This is a genomic window from Streptomyces sp. NBC_01454 (genome assembly GCF_036227565.1).
GTDB lineage: Bacteria > Actinomycetota > Actinomycetes > Streptomycetales > Streptomycetaceae > Streptomyces.
Genome location: NZ_CP109460.1, coordinates 3,419,313 through 3,433,288, shown reverse-complemented (window position 1 = coordinate 3,433,288; position 13,976 = coordinate 3,419,313). Strand labels below are relative to the sequence as shown.

At 71.8% G+C, this 13,976-nt stretch carries 19 protein-coding genes and 1 pseudogene; 7 read left to right on the top strand and 13 right to left on the bottom strand.

Annotated elements, in window-relative coordinates:
- Positions 1–9: 9 nt before the first annotated feature.
- Positions 10–894, bottom strand: a complete 885-nt coding sequence (locus OIU81_RS14980) for a putative protein N(5)-glutamine methyltransferase (protein ID WP_443073993.1) — start codon at positions 892–894, stop codon at positions 10–12.
- 591 nt (positions 895–1,485) lie between these two features.
- Here OIU81_RS14980 and OIU81_RS14975 point away from each other — a divergent pair.
- The 3 genes from OIU81_RS14975 (at position 1,486) to OIU81_RS14965 (ending at position 3,429) form a co-directional block, all read left to right on the top strand.
- Positions 1,486–1,905: a hypothetical protein gene (locus OIU81_RS14975; protein ID WP_329147931.1), complete on the top strand. Its 420-nt coding sequence runs from the start codon at positions 1,486–1,488 to the stop codon at positions 1,903–1,905.
- On the top strand, positions 1,902–2,225 hold the full coding sequence (locus OIU81_RS14970; protein ID WP_329147929.1) for a winged helix-turn-helix domain-containing protein: 324 nt from the start codon (positions 1,902–1,904) through the stop codon (positions 2,223–2,225). Before OIU81_RS14975 ends, OIU81_RS14970 begins: the two co-directional genes overlap by 4 nt.
- A 211-nt stretch (positions 2,226–2,436) precedes the next feature.
- Complete coding sequence (locus OIU81_RS14965; RefSeq protein ID WP_329147927.1) at positions 2,437–3,429, top strand: aldo/keto reductase; 993 nt, start codon at positions 2,437–2,439, stop codon at positions 3,427–3,429.
- A gap of 35 nt (positions 3,430–3,464) precedes the next feature.
- On the opposite strand, the pseudogene OIU81_RS14960 reads toward OIU81_RS14965, so the two are convergent.
- Positions 3,465–3,741: pseudogene (locus OIU81_RS14960) on the bottom strand (TetR family transcriptional regulator); the annotation flags it as partial.
- A 197-nt stretch (positions 3,742–3,938) separates the two neighbouring features.
- On the opposite strand from OIU81_RS14960, the gene OIU81_RS14955 reads away from it, so the two are divergent.
- A complete protein-coding gene (locus OIU81_RS14955; RefSeq protein WP_329147925.1) occupies positions 3,939–4,349 on the top strand; it encodes a VOC family protein in 411 nt (136 codons plus the stop codon).
- 79 nt (positions 4,350–4,428) lie between these two features.
- Positions 4,429–5,250, top strand: coding sequence for a class I SAM-dependent methyltransferase (locus OIU81_RS14950; protein ID WP_329147923.1), 822 nt, complete (start codon positions 4,429–4,431; stop codon positions 5,248–5,250).
- A 152-nt stretch (positions 5,251–5,402) separates the two neighbouring features.
- Here the strand turns inward: OIU81_RS14950 and OIU81_RS14945 are convergent, their stop codons facing one another.
- The 4 genes from OIU81_RS14945 to OIU81_RS14930 all read right to left on the bottom strand — a co-directional run bounded on the left by OIU81_RS14945 (position 5,403) and on the right by OIU81_RS14930 (position 8,643).
- Positions 5,403–5,969, bottom strand: a complete 567-nt coding sequence (locus tag OIU81_RS14945; RefSeq protein ID WP_329147921.1) for an NADPH-dependent FMN reductase — start codon at positions 5,967–5,969, stop codon at positions 5,403–5,405.
- A gap of 189 nt (positions 5,970–6,158) precedes the next feature.
- Entirely contained in the window at positions 6,159–6,590 is a 432-nt protein-coding gene (locus OIU81_RS14940) for an ankyrin repeat domain-containing protein (protein WP_189104125.1), read from the bottom strand.
- A gap of 245 nt (positions 6,591–6,835) precedes the next feature.
- Complete coding sequence (locus OIU81_RS14935; RefSeq protein WP_329147917.1) at positions 6,836–7,855, bottom strand: asparaginase; 1,020 nt, start codon at positions 7,853–7,855, stop codon at positions 6,836–6,838.
- A 47-nt stretch (positions 7,856–7,902) separates the two neighbouring features.
- Entirely contained in the window at positions 7,903–8,643 is a 741-nt protein-coding gene (locus tag OIU81_RS14930; protein ID WP_443073992.1) for an RsiG family protein, read from the bottom strand.
- 175 nt (positions 8,644–8,818) lie between these two features.
- On the opposite strand from OIU81_RS14930, the gene dtd reads away from it, so the two are divergent.
- Positions 8,819–9,244: a D-aminoacyl-tRNA deacylase gene (gene dtd, locus OIU81_RS14925; protein WP_329147915.1), complete on the top strand. Its 426-nt coding sequence runs from the start codon at positions 8,819–8,821 to the stop codon at positions 9,242–9,244.
- A 40-nt stretch (positions 9,245–9,284) separates the two neighbouring features.
- Here dtd and ygfZ read toward each other — a convergent pair whose 3' ends face one another.
- From ygfZ to OIU81_RS14910, 3 genes are read right to left on the bottom strand one after another with little or no spacing between them, the layout of a single operon-like run.
- Complete coding sequence (ygfZ, locus tag OIU81_RS14920) at positions 9,285–10,265, bottom strand: CAF17-like 4Fe-4S cluster assembly/insertion protein YgfZ (RefSeq protein WP_329147913.1); 981 nt, start codon at positions 10,263–10,265, stop codon at positions 9,285–9,287.
- Between the two features lie 31 nt (positions 10,266–10,296).
- A complete protein-coding gene (locus OIU81_RS14915) occupies positions 10,297–10,734 on the bottom strand; it encodes a Fur family transcriptional regulator (protein WP_329147911.1) in 438 nt (145 codons plus the stop codon).
- Between the two features lie 54 nt (positions 10,735–10,788).
- Entirely contained in the window at positions 10,789–11,376 is a 588-nt protein-coding gene (locus tag OIU81_RS14910) for an FABP family protein (RefSeq protein WP_329147909.1), read from the bottom strand.
- 291 nt (positions 11,377–11,667) lie between these two features.
- Here OIU81_RS14910 and OIU81_RS14905 point away from each other — a divergent pair, with 291 nt between their 5' ends.
- Positions 11,668–12,033, top strand: a complete 366-nt coding sequence (locus tag OIU81_RS14905; protein ID WP_329147907.1) for a DsrE family protein — start codon at positions 11,668–11,670, stop codon at positions 12,031–12,033.
- A gap of 21 nt (positions 12,034–12,054) precedes the next feature.
- On the opposite strand, the gene OIU81_RS14900 is transcribed toward OIU81_RS14905, so the two are convergent.
- From OIU81_RS14900 to OIU81_RS42345, 4 genes are all read right to left on the bottom strand, one after another.
- Entirely contained in the window at positions 12,055–12,342 is a 288-nt protein-coding gene (locus OIU81_RS14900; protein WP_249638077.1) for a DUF3099 domain-containing protein, read from the bottom strand.
- A 180-nt stretch (positions 12,343–12,522) separates the two neighbouring features.
- Complete coding sequence (locus OIU81_RS14895) at positions 12,523–12,810, bottom strand: DUF1416 domain-containing protein (protein ID WP_189101324.1); 288 nt, start codon at positions 12,808–12,810, stop codon at positions 12,523–12,525.
- Positions 12,811–12,850: 40 nt separating this feature from the next.
- Positions 12,851–13,696, bottom strand: coding sequence for a sulfurtransferase (locus OIU81_RS14890; RefSeq protein WP_329147904.1), 846 nt, complete (start codon positions 13,694–13,696; stop codon positions 12,851–12,853).
- Between the two features lie 166 nt (positions 13,697–13,862).
- Complete coding sequence (locus OIU81_RS42345; RefSeq protein WP_350252853.1) at positions 13,863–13,970, bottom strand: putative leader peptide; 108 nt, start codon at positions 13,968–13,970, stop codon at positions 13,863–13,865.
- Positions 13,971–13,976 lie beyond the last annotated feature (6 nt).

Genomic DNA, 13,976 nt, shown 5'->3' with positions numbered 1-13,976 from the left:
GGGAGGCGACTACGGGGTGCCCCCGCCCTCCCCGGTGGCGGGCCGGGTCCCGATGATGACCGTGGCGTGGAGCTCGTCGGAGCCGGCCACCCGGGGCAGCAGCCCGTGGCGGGTGAAGTGCTCGACGGCCCGTGGCGCCTGCCGTTCGCTCGTCTCGACCAGCAGATGCCCCTCCGGCGCCAGCCACTCGGCCGCGGCCGCGGTCACCCGCCGCAGGACGTCGAGCCCGTCCGCGCCGCCGTCCAGCGCGACCAGCGGCTCGTGCTCACGGGCTTCGGGCGGCAGCAGTCCGACCTCTTCGGTCGGTACGTAGGGAACGTTCGCCACCAGGACATCGATACGGCCCCGGAGACCGGCGGGCAGCGCGTCGAAGAGGTCGCCCGCGAAGACCTCGCCCCCGGCGGCCGTGATGTTGCGGTGGGCGCAGCGCACCGCGGCGGGCTCGATGTCCGCCGCGTACAGCTCGACCCGGTCCAGGGCGGCGGCCAGTACGGTGCCCACCGCACCGGATCCGCAGCACAGGTCGACGACGACCGTGGGCCGACCGGTGCGGGCGACGGCCCCGCGCCCGAGGCCGATGGCTTGGTCCACCAGGAATTCGGTGCGGCGCCGCGGCACGAAGACGCCGGGATCCACGGCGACCCGCAGCCCGTGGAACTCCGCCCAGCCGACGACGTGTTCCAGGGGAATGCCGCGGACGCGGCGCTCCACCATGGCGGCGAGTGCGTCCGCCGTAGGCGCGGTGGAGAGCAGCAACTCCGCCTCGTCCTCGGCGAATACACAGCCGGCGGCGCGCAGCCTGGTGACGACGGTGGCGCGGGAGAGGGGTGGGGCAGGGGGCGGCGAGGGGGGCGCTGCGCCGTCCGCTCGACGCGGTGCCGGCTCGGGCCGCACGGGGGAGCGCGATATACGGGGTGAAGACAGGTGGGACGACGAGATATGAGGTGACGACATGTGGGCCTTTCGGGGCGCCGAGGGCGCGTCCCGGGTCACGTGTGTCGGGCGGTCACCTGCGTCGGGTGAACCTGCGGGGCGTGAGCCGGGAGCGCCTGCCTGGTCTGGCGGGGAATCGGTCTCACCTCCTGGGTCGGTCCACTACTGAGAGCGCAACATTACCCGACCTGGGGCGCGGCGGCACGGGCGGAGGGCGTGCGGCGGGTGCCGTCCCTGCCGTCGTTTCCAGGCCGCCGGGCACGCCGGGGACACCGGGCACGCCGGCCCAGGGGGCAGCGCGGAGCCGTTCCGTCGAAGGAGCAACGTCCCTTTCAGCGCTGAGGAGTCCGACGGCTCATGGCTGTGGGGCTGGGCCAACCCGGGGTTCCGTGAGATGCCTTCATGCATTCCGAGGGCTTGGCGGCGGGTCTGTCGCCCTCCGTTGCGAGATGGTGAAGCCAACGACTCGAAAGTACTTGTCATTTTGGAAAGTACTTGTGACGATGGAGTCGGAAGTCGGGTTCACGGAAGCAGCGATCAGGGGGGACTGGCATGGCGGAGTACGCCTCACAGGACGCGGTGGCGGCGCTGGCCCGCGCGCAGGAGCTGCGCTCGACCGTGCGGGACGGCACGAAGTGGTACGCCTGGTACCAGGTGATCTACGGCATCGCGGCGGCGGCCATGGTGCTCAGCATCGGGCTGATCAGCGGGCCGTATGGGGTGGCTATCGGCTGCGGCATCTGGACCGCCGTCCTCATCGGACTGTCCGTGTACGCCGCCCGGCAGCGCGTTGCCCGATGGGGCTTCCAGCGACGGCATACGAGTCTGCTCGCGGCATGGGGGCTGCTGTACGGAGGGGTGCTGAGCGGCGGCCTCATCTGGTTCCCCGGCGTCGTGGCGTGGTGGGTGCCCGGGGCGCTGCTGGTCGCCCTTCCCGGGCTGATAGGCGGCTACTTGGAGGCCCGGCGGTGAGCACCTCGCAACCCGGCATACATCCGCGCCACGGGCTCGACGAGGTGATCCATGCGCCCGTTCGCTTCTCCGTAATGGCGACCCTCGCGGCCGCGGACAAAGCCGAGTTCGGCTTCGTCCGCGACACCGTCGAGGTGAGTGACTCGGTCCTGTCGCGGCAGGTCACCACCCTGGAGAAGGCCGGATATGTCGCCGTCACCAAGGGGTACGTCGGCAAGCGCCCGCGGACCTGGCTCGCTCTCACGGCTGAGGGCCGTGCCGCCTTCGCCGCGCACTGCCAGGCCCTGCGGGCGATAGCGGAGACGGCTGCCGACCAGTGACTCGCTGACAGACGCCCGGGTGCCGCCTTGTTGACTTGGAGTGCGCTTCAACTCGTAGCGTCCGGGACGGGATCCGGGGCGACAGCCGGAACGGGGGCGACGGTCGGGGGTTTCACGGCCGGCAGTCGACCGTGACGGGGGCTGTCGACCGCCGAATGCCGGCCGGTCCGGATCCGTTCGTCGTACGCCATGTCCAGGAGGCAACAGCATCATGACCAGCACCAGCATTCCGACGCGTCACCTTGGTGAGCTGGCGGTTTCCGCGCAGGGGCTCGGCTGTATGGGGATGAGCCACGGTTACGGCGAGTCGGACGACGCGCAGTCGATCGCGACCATCCACCGGGCGCTCGACCTCGGGGTCAGCCTGCTGGACACCTCCGACTTCTACGGGGCGGGCCACAACGAGGAGTTGATCGGCCGGGCCATAGCCGGGCGGCGGGACGAGGTGGTGCTGGCGACGAAGTTCGGGTTCGCCAACCGGCTCGGTGAGCCGACGATGATCCGGGGCGACGCCGCCCATGTACGGGCGGCCTGTGACGCGTCGCTGCGCCGGCTCGGGGTCGACCACATCGATCTCTACTACCAGCACCGCGTCGACCCGGACGTGCCGATCGAGGAGACCGTCGGTGCGATGGCCGAGCTCGTCGCGGCCGGCAAGGTGCGGCATCTCGGACTGTCCGAGGCGAGCGCCGCGACCATCCGGCGGGCGCATGCGGTGCACTCGATCGCCGCGCTGCAGAGCGAATGGTCGCTGTGGACCCGCGATCTGGAGCAGGAGATCGCTCCGGTGTGCCGTGAACTCGGCATCGGCCTGGTGCCGTTCTCCCCGCTCGGCCGCGGTTTTCTGACCGGGCGCTACACCTCCGTGAAGGAGCTGCCGGAGTCCGACTTGCGCCGCAGCCAGCCGCGCTTCGCCGACGGCAACCTGGAGCAGAACCTGGCCATCGTCGAGAAGCTCGACGAGATCGCCGCCGAGAAGGGCGTCAGCGCCGGGCAGCTGGCGCTGGCCTGGGTGCAGCACCGCGGTGACGACGTGGTGCCGATCCCCGGCACCCGTCGGCAGCAGTATCTGGAGGAGAACCTCGGCGCCCTGGCCTTGGAGCTGACCGCCGAAGAACTCACCGCGATCGATGCCGCGGCACCCGCCGGCCGGATCGCCGGGACGCGGTACGACGAGGTCAGCATCGCGTTTGTCGAGGGGTGAGGCAACGGGCGGGAGCGCGGTGCGCAGCGCGGCGCCGTGGCCATCCGCTCCATGTGGGCGCGCAGCGCCTCGTCGGCTTCGGTCAGCCGGGTGGCGAGCGGCTCGGCCCGGGAGATCGAGGCCAGTGCGCGCAGCACATGGTCGGGGTCGACGGCCTCGGTGACACAGGCGTCCGGCACCTCGTCCTTGTCCCTGTCCTTGAACGCCCGGAAGATCGTCGCCTCCCCCGATACCGGCGGCGCGGGCGATCCGGCTGGTGGTGACGGCCGCGCCGTACTCCGCCACCAGCGGTAGCGCGGCGACCACGATCACGGCTCGGCGCTGCTCGACGCGCACGCCGGAGTGCGTCGGCGTGCGGCGGGGGCACACCTCCACGCTACGGAGTGCGTGCTCACTCCGCCACGCCTGGGCGCGTCCGCGTCCCGCTGCCTAGACTTTTTGCAGCGCGGCAAGCCGGTGCCCACGGCCGTCGTTCCTGGGCCGCCGGCCGAACGGAAGGACGGCGCGCCATGGACTGGAAGCTGGAACTGGTGCCGATTCCGGTCGCCGACGTGGAACGGGCGAAGCGCTTCTACAGCGAGCAGATGGGCTTCGCCGTCGATCACGACATGTGCGTCGGCGGCGATGTCCGCATCGTGCAGCTGACGCCGCCGGGGTCGGGCTGCTCGATCGTCATCGGCGCGGGTACCGAGGACCCGGAAGTGCAGCCGGGTTCGGTGCACGGGCTGCAGCTGGTGGTGCCCGATATCGCCTCGGCCCGTGCGGAGCTGGCCGAACGGGGTGTGGCGGTCGGCCCCGTACAGCATGTGGAGAACGGGACGATGGTCGACGGTCCCGGCGGCGCGTGGAACTCGTTCGTCTACTTCAGCGACCCGGACGGCAACGGCTGGGCGCTCCAGGAGCGCCCCTCCCTGGGGTGAGAACTCGGCGCGGGAAGTGGGGAGTTGTGTTCCGGACTCGGCGCGGCCGAGGAGGGGGCGGGGCTCCTAGGATCGGTGGATGACGACGGATCAGGAAGAGTTTCTGCGGACCTTTCATGCCGCACACCCCGCGGTGACGACGCAGGCCATGGCGCACGGGCGGGCCGAGGACGGCCGTTCCGGCTACCAGATCCTGCGGGACCGGGTCTCGGGGTGCGGCCGGGTGCTGGATCTCGGGTGCGGCGACGGGCTGCTGCTCGAACTCCTCGCCGAGCGGGAAGGGGGCGCCCCGCGGGAGCTCGCCGGGCTCGACCTGTCCGCCGAGGAGCTGGCGCTGGCGCGCCGCCGGCCGGGTGTCGGCCGGGCCGACCTCCGTGTGGGGCGGGCGCAACAACTGCCCTTCCAGGACGGCTGGTTCGACGGCTGTGTGTCCCATATGGCGCTGATGCTGATGGGGGAGGCGGAACGGGTTGCGACGGAGCTGGCGCGGGTGCTGGAGCCGGGCGGCACGCTGGCCGCCGTCCTGGGCGGTGGGGCGGCCGGCGGCGAGGCCTGCGAGCTGTTTCTGCGGCTGGCGAAGCCGCTGTTCCTCGCGGCGCCCGAGGAACAGCGGATCCCGCGCCTCGGGGACCGGCGGCTGCGGACCTGCGAAGGCTTCGACGCGGTGTTCCGTCCGGCCGGATTCGGGCCGGTGGAATGGGAGACGGTACGGATCGATCTGACCGGCCCGCCCGAGCAGGTCTGGCGCACCGTGGCCGCGTACTACGACGTCGGGCCGCTCGATGCCTCCGTCATGGCGGATCTGCGGGCCCGCTTCGAGGCGGAGTCGGCGGCGCTGGCCCTGCCGGACGGGCGCATTCCGTGCGGGATGCGCATGCATGTCGCGACGGCGGTGCGCTGACCTCGGGCCCGGGCGGCCGAGGTGGCGCGGCCTCGCAAGGCGAACGCAACGGGCCGGTGGGAGCCGCCGGTTGTGGGCGCCCGCAGTGGCCCGTGGTGGCCCGTGGTGGTGACCGCGGCGGACGCCCGGAGCAGTGCTCCGTCCTGGTGGTCCTAGCCCCCGTACGGCCGTGTGGCGCGTGCCTCGCGGAGGGTTACGGCCCACCAGGTCAGCTGGTGGAGCAGGGCGTCGGCGGCCTGTGTGGCGGCGGCCGGGTCGCGCAGCTCGCCCGCGTCGTCGAAGAGGTTGCCGGCGAGCGGGAAGCTCACCGTGTCGCGCACCGTGGTGGCGTGCAACTCGGCGAAGACCAGCCGCAGTTGTTCGACGGCGCGCAGGCCGCCGGAGATCCCGCCGTACGAGACGAAGCCGACCGGCTTGGCCTGCCACGGGGTGTGCAGCAGGTCGATGGCGTGCTTCAGCGGGGCGGGGAAGGAGTGGTTGTACTCCGGGGTGATCACGACGAACGCGTCCGCCTCGTCCACGCGCTTGGCGAAGGACTCGTACTCCTCGCTGCCGTGGCGGAGGGTGTACGGGCGGACCGCGTCCAGGTCGATGACGTCCACGTCGATGTGCGGGTGGCGTGCGGCGTGCCGGGTGAACCAGTGCGCGATGACGGGCGCGAACCGGCCCTCCCGGGTGCTGCCGACGATCACTGTGAGGCGGTAGGGATGCTCGGACATGCGGGGCCCTTCATGGATGGCGCGGCGTGACGACGCGTGAGTCGGTGACGGCCGGGGTGCCGTCGGGACCCGACGCTAGGACCTCAAGCGAACTTGAGGTCAAACACGGACGGGCGGGGCCGGCCGGGCAATCGCCCGGACGGCCCCGCCCGCCTGGTTTACGTCCGCCGGCCCGTCCGCCGGGTCGGATCACTCCGCCCCGAACAGCTTCAGCAGCTCCGTCTTCTCGAACATCCGGGCCGTGTCGATCGCCGAGGGGGTGCCCGCCGACGGGTCCGCGCCGTGTGCCACCAGGACCTTGACGACCTCGTCCTCGGCCTTGAAGACCGCGCCGGCGAGCGGGGTCTGGCCGCGGTCGTTGGGGCGGTCGGCGTCGGCGCCGCGCTGCAACAGCGCCTCCACGGTGGCCGGGTGGCCGTGGTACGCCGCCAGCATCACGAGCGAGTCGCCCTTGTCGTTGGTCAGGTTGGCGGGAACGCCCGCGTCCACATAGGCGGCGACGGTGTCGGTGTCACCGTGCCGCGCCAGGTCGAACACCTTGGCCGCGAGCTGCAGTACCTCGGGGTCGTGCGCGTGCTCGATCGCCTCGGGCCCCTGCGGCTCGGAATTCGCGTCGCTCATGGTCGCCGGCCTCCTGCTGTGGTGGGTGCTTCGTGCGTGCCCTGTCATCGCCACCTTATGCAGGCCGTCGCCGTTGCGGCAGCGGCACATGCCTGTCGCGGTGGCGGTCGGTGGGGCCGGCCGGCCGGGCCGGGCGCCGGTCGCCCGCCGCCCGGCCCCCGAGCCGTGCCGCTCAGCACATGCCGCTCAGAACATGCCGCTCAGGACACGCCCCTCGAAAACCTGCCGCTGTGGAAACCCGCCGCTCAGAAGCTGGCGCGGATCTCGCCCACCCGGGCGCCGCCGCCGAGGAGCGGGGCGTCCTCGAGGCGGGAGAGCACGGGGGCGTCGATGCCCATGAGGCGCAGGGTGCGGGCGAGGACCGGGCCGAGGGTGCGGGTGGCGCCGTCGTCGATCTTGAAGGCCAGGGCGCGGCCGTCGGGCAGGGCCAGCGCCTGGACGGCCTCGGCGCCCATCTTGGCGAGCGTGCCGGGGAGGGCCTGCATCAGCCAGGTGTCGGGGCGGCGGGTGCCGGCGACGTACTCCGGGTGGGCGCGCATCGCGTCGGCGACCCGCCGCTCCGGGGTACCGGGCCCGGCCAGGACGAAGTGCCGGAAGGCGCGCGCCAGGCCCGTCAGGGAGAGCGAGAGCAGGGGCGCGCCGCAGCCGTCCGTGCCGATGTGGGCGACGTCCTCGCCGGCGGCGGTGCGGACCCCGTCGGCCACCAGCTGCTGCAGCGGATGGTCCGGGTCGAGGTACGTGGCGAGCGGCCAGCCGTTCAGTGCGGCGGCGGCCAGCATGGCGGCGTGCTTGCCCGAGCAGTTCATGGTCAGGCGGTCGCGGGCGCTACCCGCGGCGAGGTAGGCCTCCGCCTCCTCCGGGTCCAGCGGCAGGTCCGCCGGCGTCTGCAGCTGGTCGGCGGTCAGCCCGTGCTCGGCCAGCATGGTCCGTACGAGCGCGAGGTGGAACGGCTCGCCGGAGTGGCTCGCGGCGGCCAGTGCCAGCCGCTCACCGGAGAGGTCCAGGCCCGCCCGCAGCACCGCCGCGGCCTGCATCGGCTTGTTCGTCGAACGGGGGAAGACCGGCGTGGTGACCTCGCCCAGCGACCAGTCCACGCTGCCGTCGGCCGCGAGGACCACCAGCGAGCCGCGGTGCCGTCCCTCGACGAAGCCGGAGCGGACGACCTCGGCGAGGACGGGGTGAGCCGTGAGGGGCGCCGCCGCCCCGGAAACCGGGGACGCGGCGGAGCCCGGGGTCGGCTCGGGTATCGGAGTGGGCGAGGTCATCGGTGGCCTTCCGGGAGTGACCTGTGCCCCCGGAGGCTTGTGGCCGGTCAGGACAGCAGGTCGTCTACTTGGGCTTCGCCTTCACGGTACCTGCGGGCGATTTCCGCGCTGCACTCGTCGGTGGTGCGCTGCAGCGCCTGGCGGCGGCGCGAGACCTGCTGTTCGTAGCGGATCAGCCGGCGCATCGCGTCGTGCAGCTCCTGGTCCGTGCGCGCGGTGAGGTCGGACAGCTCCACCTCGCCGAGCATGTCCTCGGCCAGCCTGCGGTACTCCTCGCTGTGCGGGGTCCCGAGCGTCACATGCCGCGCCGAGGAACGGTGCCGCGACGGCAGGTCCGTCAGGATCTCCGGGAGCCGGTCGAGGAGGGGCGAGTGCTGGGTGGTCCGGCGGGCGATCTCGGCCCGCAGGATGTCGATCCGGCCCTGCAACAGCCGCCGCAGATAGCTCAGATCGGCCTCTTTCTGCTGCGAATCACGCCGCACGACCCGCAGCTCGGGCAGCCCCAGCCCGGACAGATCGGGAGTCGTGGCCGGCAGGCAGCGGTCGCGCTGCTCCGGGGTGCGGGGGTGCTGCGCCTTGCCTGCCGGGAGCATGGGGCCGTCCTCCGTGCCGGGGGGCTCGGCGCCGGCCGAGGTCGTGGTCGTCGTCAGGGCGGTGGGGGGTGGTGGGGTGCCGGGGGCCGGACGGGCAGGGTCTGTCGTGGGGGCGGTGGATGCCGTCCGTCCGGTCGGTGTTGTGCGGGCGGTTGGTCCGGGACCGGGTGTCTGTCCGGCGCCGAGAGTGCTCATGAATCGTTCCGTCCCCTCGTCCGGTGCCGCGTCCTGGGCATGTTGTCCATGAAACGCACCACGTGCACGCATCGTGCCACTCTGGGCGGTCCTTCTGCAGGGCCATGGCACCCGAACGGCCCCCGTAGGGGCACTGCTGTCCGAAGGGGGCGGCCCGCCCGGCATCATGGCGGGTATGCGAGCTGTGGTGCAGAGGGTTGACGGCGCACGCGTCGAGGTGGCGGGCGAGACGGTCGGCGAGGTCGTCGGTGAGGGGCTGTGCGTGCTGGTGGGGGTCACGCACGACGACACCCCGCAGAAGGCGGCACAGCTCGCCCGCAAGCTGTGGTCGGTGCGGCTGTTGCAGGGCGAGAAGTCCTGCTCGGACACCTCGGCGCCGCTCCTGGTGATCAGCCAGTTCACTCTCTACGGTGACGCCCGCAAGGGGCGCCGGCCCACCTGGAACGCCGCGGCCCCGGGGCCGGTCGCCGAGCCGCTGGTCGACGAGGTCGTCGCACAGCTCCGGGCGCTGGGCGCCCATGTGGAGACCGGCCGCTTCGGGGCCGACATGAAGGTGTCGCTGACCAACGACGGGCCGTTCACGGTGCTGGTCGAGGTGTAGCCCCGGCAGCGGTTCGCGGTTCGCGCCCGCGGCCCGCGGCTCACGGCTCGACGACGACCTCCTGTGCCGCGGCGGTGCCGCCCGCCATCAGTGGGGCGTCCACCGGAACGTTCCGCTTGACCAGGGCGAGCGCGATCGGGCCGAGCTCGTGATGGCGGGCCGAGGTGGTCAGGAAGCCGAGCTGGCGGCCCTCCTCGCCGTCCGCGGCGAGGCGGATGGGGGTGCCGTGCGGCGGCAGATGGACCTCGCTGCCGTCCAGGTGCAGGAAGACCAGCCGGCGCGGCGGCTTGCCGAGGTTGTGGACCCGGGCGACGGTCTCCTGGCCGCGGTAGCAGCCCTTCTGGAGGTGGACGGCGCTGCCGATCCAGCCCACCTCGTGCGGGATGGTGCGGTGGTCGGTCTCCAGGCCCAGCCGCGGGCGGTGGGCCTCCACGCGCAGCGCCTCCAGCGCCAGCACGCCGATGGCCGGCCCGTGAGCGGCGGCGAAGTCCTCCAGACCGGTGCGCGGCAGGAACAGATCGCGGCCGTACGGGGTCTCGCGGACGACGGTGTGCTCGGGCACCTCGGCGATGGAGCCGGCCGGCAGATGCACGACGGCGATCTCGTCGGTGCGGTCGGTGACCTCGACCCGGTAGAAGAACTTCATGCTCTCCAGGTAGGCGATCAGCGCCTCCTGGGTGCCCGGTTCGGTGTGCATCCAGGTCGTCTCGCCGTCGTCGACGAGGGAGACGGCGTGCTCGATGTGGCCGTGCGCGGAGAGGATCAGCGCCTCGGTGGCATGGCCGGGCGGCAGGTCGCTGACGTGCTGGGTGAGCAGCAGATGCAGCCAGCTCAGCCGCTCGGCGCCGGTGACGGTGACCACGCCGCGGTGGGAGAGGTCGACGAAGCCGGAGCCGCCGGCGAGCGCGCGCTGCTCACGGAAGAGGTCGCCGTAGTGCGCCGCGACGCCTTCGTCGGGGGCCTCGGCCGGGACGGCGCCGGGCAGCGACAGCAGGGGACTGGCGGGTGTTTGTCGCAGCATGTGCCCAGCCTACGACTCGCCGGCAACTACCTCAGCCGTCGCCCTGGGCCGCCTTGCCCCGGCAGGAGGCACAGCGCCCGAAGATCGCGAAATGCTTCATGTCCGTCTCGAAGTCGAACTGTTCGCGCAGCCGCGCCGTGAACGGCTCGGCCACCGACAGGTCCGCCTCGATGACGTCCGTGCAGTCCCGGCACACCAGGTGGATGTGGTGGTGGCGGTCGGCGAGGTGGTAGGTGGGTGCCCCGTGCCCGAGGTGGGCATGGCTGACCAGGCCCAGCTCCTCCAGGAGTTCCAGGGTCCGGTAGACGGTGGAGATGTTCACCCCGCCCGCCGTCTTGCGCACCTCGGTGAGGAGGTCGTCCGGGGTGGCGTGCTCCAGCCTGTCCACGGCCTCCAGCACGAGCTGACGCTGTGGGGTCAGGCGGTATCCGCGCCTGCGGAGGTCGCTCTGCCAGTCTTTGGTCACCACACCGCCAGTATGAGGTGCTCCACCCCGGGACGGCGAAGATTCCACCCGCAGGCTTTACGGGTTGTAGGGCGTGCCGTCCGGCCGGAAGAAGGAGACGCCGTCCGCCGTGTCCTCGGGGAGGTTCTCCGCCCACTCCTGGAGGTCGACGACCTTCTTCAGATGCGCCGACATGTAGGGCCGCAGCGGCACGTCCGGGGTGGACTTCTCGCCGACCCACATCAGGTCGCTGTTGACGTAGCCGTACAGCCGCTTGCCGCCGCTGTACGGGCCGGAGGCCGCGGTGCGGGCGACGGCGTCGGTGGCCAGGTCGATCTGCGGCTTCTGGTCGGCCAGCTCGCCGTACCAGACCTCCACCAGGCCCTGGTCGCGGCACATCACGACCTCGACCTTGCGGTGCGCGTCGATGCGCCAGAAGCCGGTTTCGGTCTCCAGGGGGCGGACCTTCTTGCCCTCGCCGTCGAGCACCCAGCTGTGCGAGGTGTACTCGAGGAAGTCACGGCCATCGTGGGTGAAGGTGACCGACTGCCCGAAGTTGCACTTCTCGGTGCCGGGGAAGTCGGCGACGCCGGCGCCCTCCCACTTGCCGAGGAGGAAGACGAGCGGCACCAGGGCCGGGTTCAGGTCGGACGGGATCTCGATCATGAGAGCTCAGACGATCTATAGAAGGGGGCGGAAGGGGCGCAAAAGGTGCTCGGCCGAAGGCTGCCGGCGGTTGGTCAGCGCTGGCCCTGGTAGAGCTTCTGCCAGGTCAGAGCGGCGAACCCGAGCACGCCGACGGCGACCAGAACGAGCAGGGTGGTGAAGAATGCCTCAAGCACGAGCGCGCTCCTTGAACGGAGTGAGGGGGTAACGGACCGCCTGCGAGTCTAGTCGGCGGCGCCGACAGCGGCGCTGTGAGGTCTGCCGCCCGCCCCTCGCGCCTAGTCTTGCCCCATGGCGAAGAAGCTCGTGATCAAGGTGACGGCGGGCGCGGACGCGCCCGAGCGGTGTTCGCAGGCGTTCACGGTGGCGGCGGTGGCGGTCGCCAGCGGCGTCGAGGTGTCGCTGTGGCTGACCGGGGAGTCGGTGTGGTTCGCGCTGCCGGGACGGGCGGCGGAGTTCGAGCTGCCGCACGCGGCGCCGCTGCCGGAGCTGATCGACGGAATCCGGGCCGGCGGCGGGGCCATCACGGTCTGCACCCAGTGCGCAGCCCGGCGTGACGTCGAGCAGAAGGACCTCATCGAGGGGGCCGGGATCGCCGGTGCCCAGGTGTTCGTCAGCGAGATCATGCCGGACGACGTGCAGGCGTTGGTCTACTGAGCCCCGCGGGCGCGGGCGGGCCTACTGGGGGTGCTTGTCGTCCCCCCGGTCGTCCAGCTCGCGCCACCAGCGGTCGGACTCCGGATCGCCGGACTCGTCCCACCAGCGCTCGCCGGGCTCCCGGCGGTTGCCGATGATCGCCGCGACCGGCGGGATCACCATGGCGACGACGCACATCCCCACCGCCGCTGGCACCGACCACAGCCGCACCACGCCCCAGGCGAGGACGAACAGCACCAGGCACACGCCCATCAGGACGAAGTACCTGAGATGGCGGCGCTGTACGGGCGACCGGCGGTGCGCGTCCATGTCTCCACGGTAAGTCCGCGCGGGGCCGGACAGAAGTCGGGCGCGGACCCCTTGTCCGGGGGCGTCCGGGGGCGTCCGGGGGCGTCCGGGGGCGTGCGGGGCCGGGCACGGCAAAAGGGCCGCACCCCCGATCAAGGCGTCCAAACCTCTGGGGTGCGGCCCTTCCGGCCTTCGATGCCGTCAGACGGCGATGGCAACCTCCGCCAGGCCGCCCTTCTCGGCGACGACGGTGCGGTCCGCGGTGCCGCCCGGGACGAGCGCACGCAGCGTCCAGGTGCCCTCGGCCGCGTAGAAGCGGAACTGTCCGGTCGCGGAGGTGGGGACCTCGGCGGTGAACTCGCCGGTGCTGTCCAGGAGTCGGACGTAACCGGTGACGGGCTCGCCGTCGCGGGTCACGCTGCCCTGGATCGTGGTCTCGCCGGGCTTGAGGGTCGAGGCGTCCGGGCCGCCTGCCTGTGCTCCACACATAGGGGTACTTCCTTGAGGGGTTGAGGAGAAGCTTGCGGGCTTACTTGGCGGCGCCGAGCTCGATCGGCACGCCGACCAGCGAGCCGTACTCGGTCCAGGAGCCGTCGTAGTTCTTGACGTTCGCCTGGTCCAGGAGCTCGTGCAGGACGAACCAGGTGAGCGCGGAGCGCTCACCGATACGGCAGTAGGCGATGGTGTCCTTGGCCAGGTCCACGGACTCCGTCTCGTAGAGGGCCTTGAGCTCCTCGTCCGACTTGAAGGTGCCGTCGTCGTTGGCGTTCTTCGACCACGGGATGTTGCGGGCGCTGGGCACGTGGCCGGGGCGCTGCGACTGCTCCTGCGGGAGGTGCGCCGGGGCCAGCAGCTTGCCGCTGAACTCGTCGGGGGAGCGCACGTCGACCAGGTTGAGGTTGTCGATCGCGGCGACGACATCGTCACGGAAGGCGCGGATGGCGGTGTTCTGGGCCTTGGCCCGGTAGGCGGTGGCCGGGCGCTGGGGAACCTCGGAGCCGTCGACCAGGTCGCGCGAGTCCAGCTCCCACTTCTTGCGGCCGCCGTCGAGCAGCTTCACGCTGCCGTGGCCGTAGAGCTTGAAGTACCAGTAGGCGTAGGAGGCGAACCAGTTGTTGTTGCCGCCGTAGAGGACGACCGTGTCGTCGTTGCCGATGCCCTTGGCGGAGAGCAGCTTCTCGAAGCCCTCCTGGTCGACGAAGTCACGGCGCACCGGGTCCTGGAGGTCCTGCTTCCAGTCGATGCGGACGGCGTTCTTGATGTGGTTCTTGTCGTAGGCCGAGGTGTCCTCGTCGACCTCGACGAGGACGACCTTCGGGTCCTCGAGGTGGGCCTCGACCCAGTCGGCGTCTACAAGGACGTCGCTACGGCTCATGGTGTTCTCCTCCGGGGCAGTTGCGGGGGCGGTTGCAGAGTGGCACGCGGATCCGCCGGGGGCGCGCGGACGATCTCCGGGCGGTGGGTCCGGGCGGGCGCCGTGCGGGGACGAGCGGACGGCGGCCCGAAGGGCCGGCCGGCTGAGGACGGGCGGGGAAGGCCCGTCAGACAGGGCGACAGAGCATGGCGGCGACGCGGCACAGGTCTACTGCCCGCCGCTTCGTCAGTACCGCACGTCCCCGTGGACGGAGACCGCTCAATGAGCTCTGCATGGCTCC

Bases quoted from the DNA above. Each gene is read 5' to 3' on its own strand.
- OIU81_RS14975 (WP_329147931.1), top strand. From the start codon at position 1,486: ATGGCGGAGTACGCCTCACAGGACGCGGTGGCGGCGCTGGCCCGCGCG.
- OIU81_RS14965 (WP_329147927.1), top strand. From the start codon at position 2,437: ATGACCAGCACCAGCATTCCGACGCGTCACCTTGGTGAGCTGGCGGTT.
- OIU81_RS14955 (WP_329147925.1), top strand. From the start codon at position 3,939: ATGGACTGGAAGCTGGAACTGGTGCCGATTCCGGTCGCCGACGTGGAA.
- OIU81_RS14950 (WP_329147923.1), top strand. From the start codon at position 4,429: ATGACGACGGATCAGGAAGAGTTTCTGCGGACCTTTCATGCCGCACAC.
- OIU81_RS14945 (WP_329147921.1), bottom strand. From the start codon at position 5,969: ATGTCCGAGCATCCCTACCGCCTCACAGTGATCGTCGGCAGCACCCGG.
- OIU81_RS14940 (WP_189104125.1), bottom strand. From the start codon at position 6,590: ATGAGCGACGCGAATTCCGAGCCGCAGGGGCCCGAGGCGATCGAGCAC.
- OIU81_RS14935 (WP_329147917.1), bottom strand. From the start codon at position 7,855: ATGACCTCGCCCACTCCGATACCCGAGCCGACCCCGGGCTCCGCCGCG.
- OIU81_RS14930 (WP_443073992.1), bottom strand. From the start codon at position 8,643: ATGAGCACTCTCGGCGCCGGACAGACACCCGGTCCCGGACCAACCGCC.
- dtd (WP_329147915.1), top strand. From the start codon at position 8,819: ATGCGAGCTGTGGTGCAGAGGGTTGACGGCGCACGCGTCGAGGTGGCG.
- ygfZ (WP_329147913.1), bottom strand. From the start codon at position 10,265: ATGCTGCGACAAACACCCGCCAGTCCCCTGCTGTCGCTGCCCGGCGCC.
- OIU81_RS14910 (WP_329147909.1), bottom strand. From the start codon at position 11,376: ATGATCGAGATCCCGTCCGACCTGAACCCGGCCCTGGTGCCGCTCGTC.
- OIU81_RS14905 (WP_329147907.1), top strand. From the start codon at position 11,668: ATGGCGAAGAAGCTCGTGATCAAGGTGACGGCGGGCGCGGACGCGCCC.
- OIU81_RS14900 (WP_249638077.1), bottom strand. From the start codon at position 12,342: ATGGACGCGCACCGCCGGTCGCCCGTACAGCGCCGCCATCTCAGGTAC.
- OIU81_RS14895 (WP_189101324.1), bottom strand. From the start codon at position 12,810: ATGTGTGGAGCACAGGCAGGCGGCCCGGACGCCTCGACCCTCAAGCCC.
- OIU81_RS14890 (WP_329147904.1), bottom strand. From the start codon at position 13,696: ATGAGCCGTAGCGACGTCCTTGTAGACGCCGACTGGGTCGAGGCCCAC.
- OIU81_RS42345 (WP_350252853.1), bottom strand. From the start codon at position 13,970: ATGCAGAGCTCATTGAGCGGTCTCCGTCCACGGGGACGTGCGGTACTG.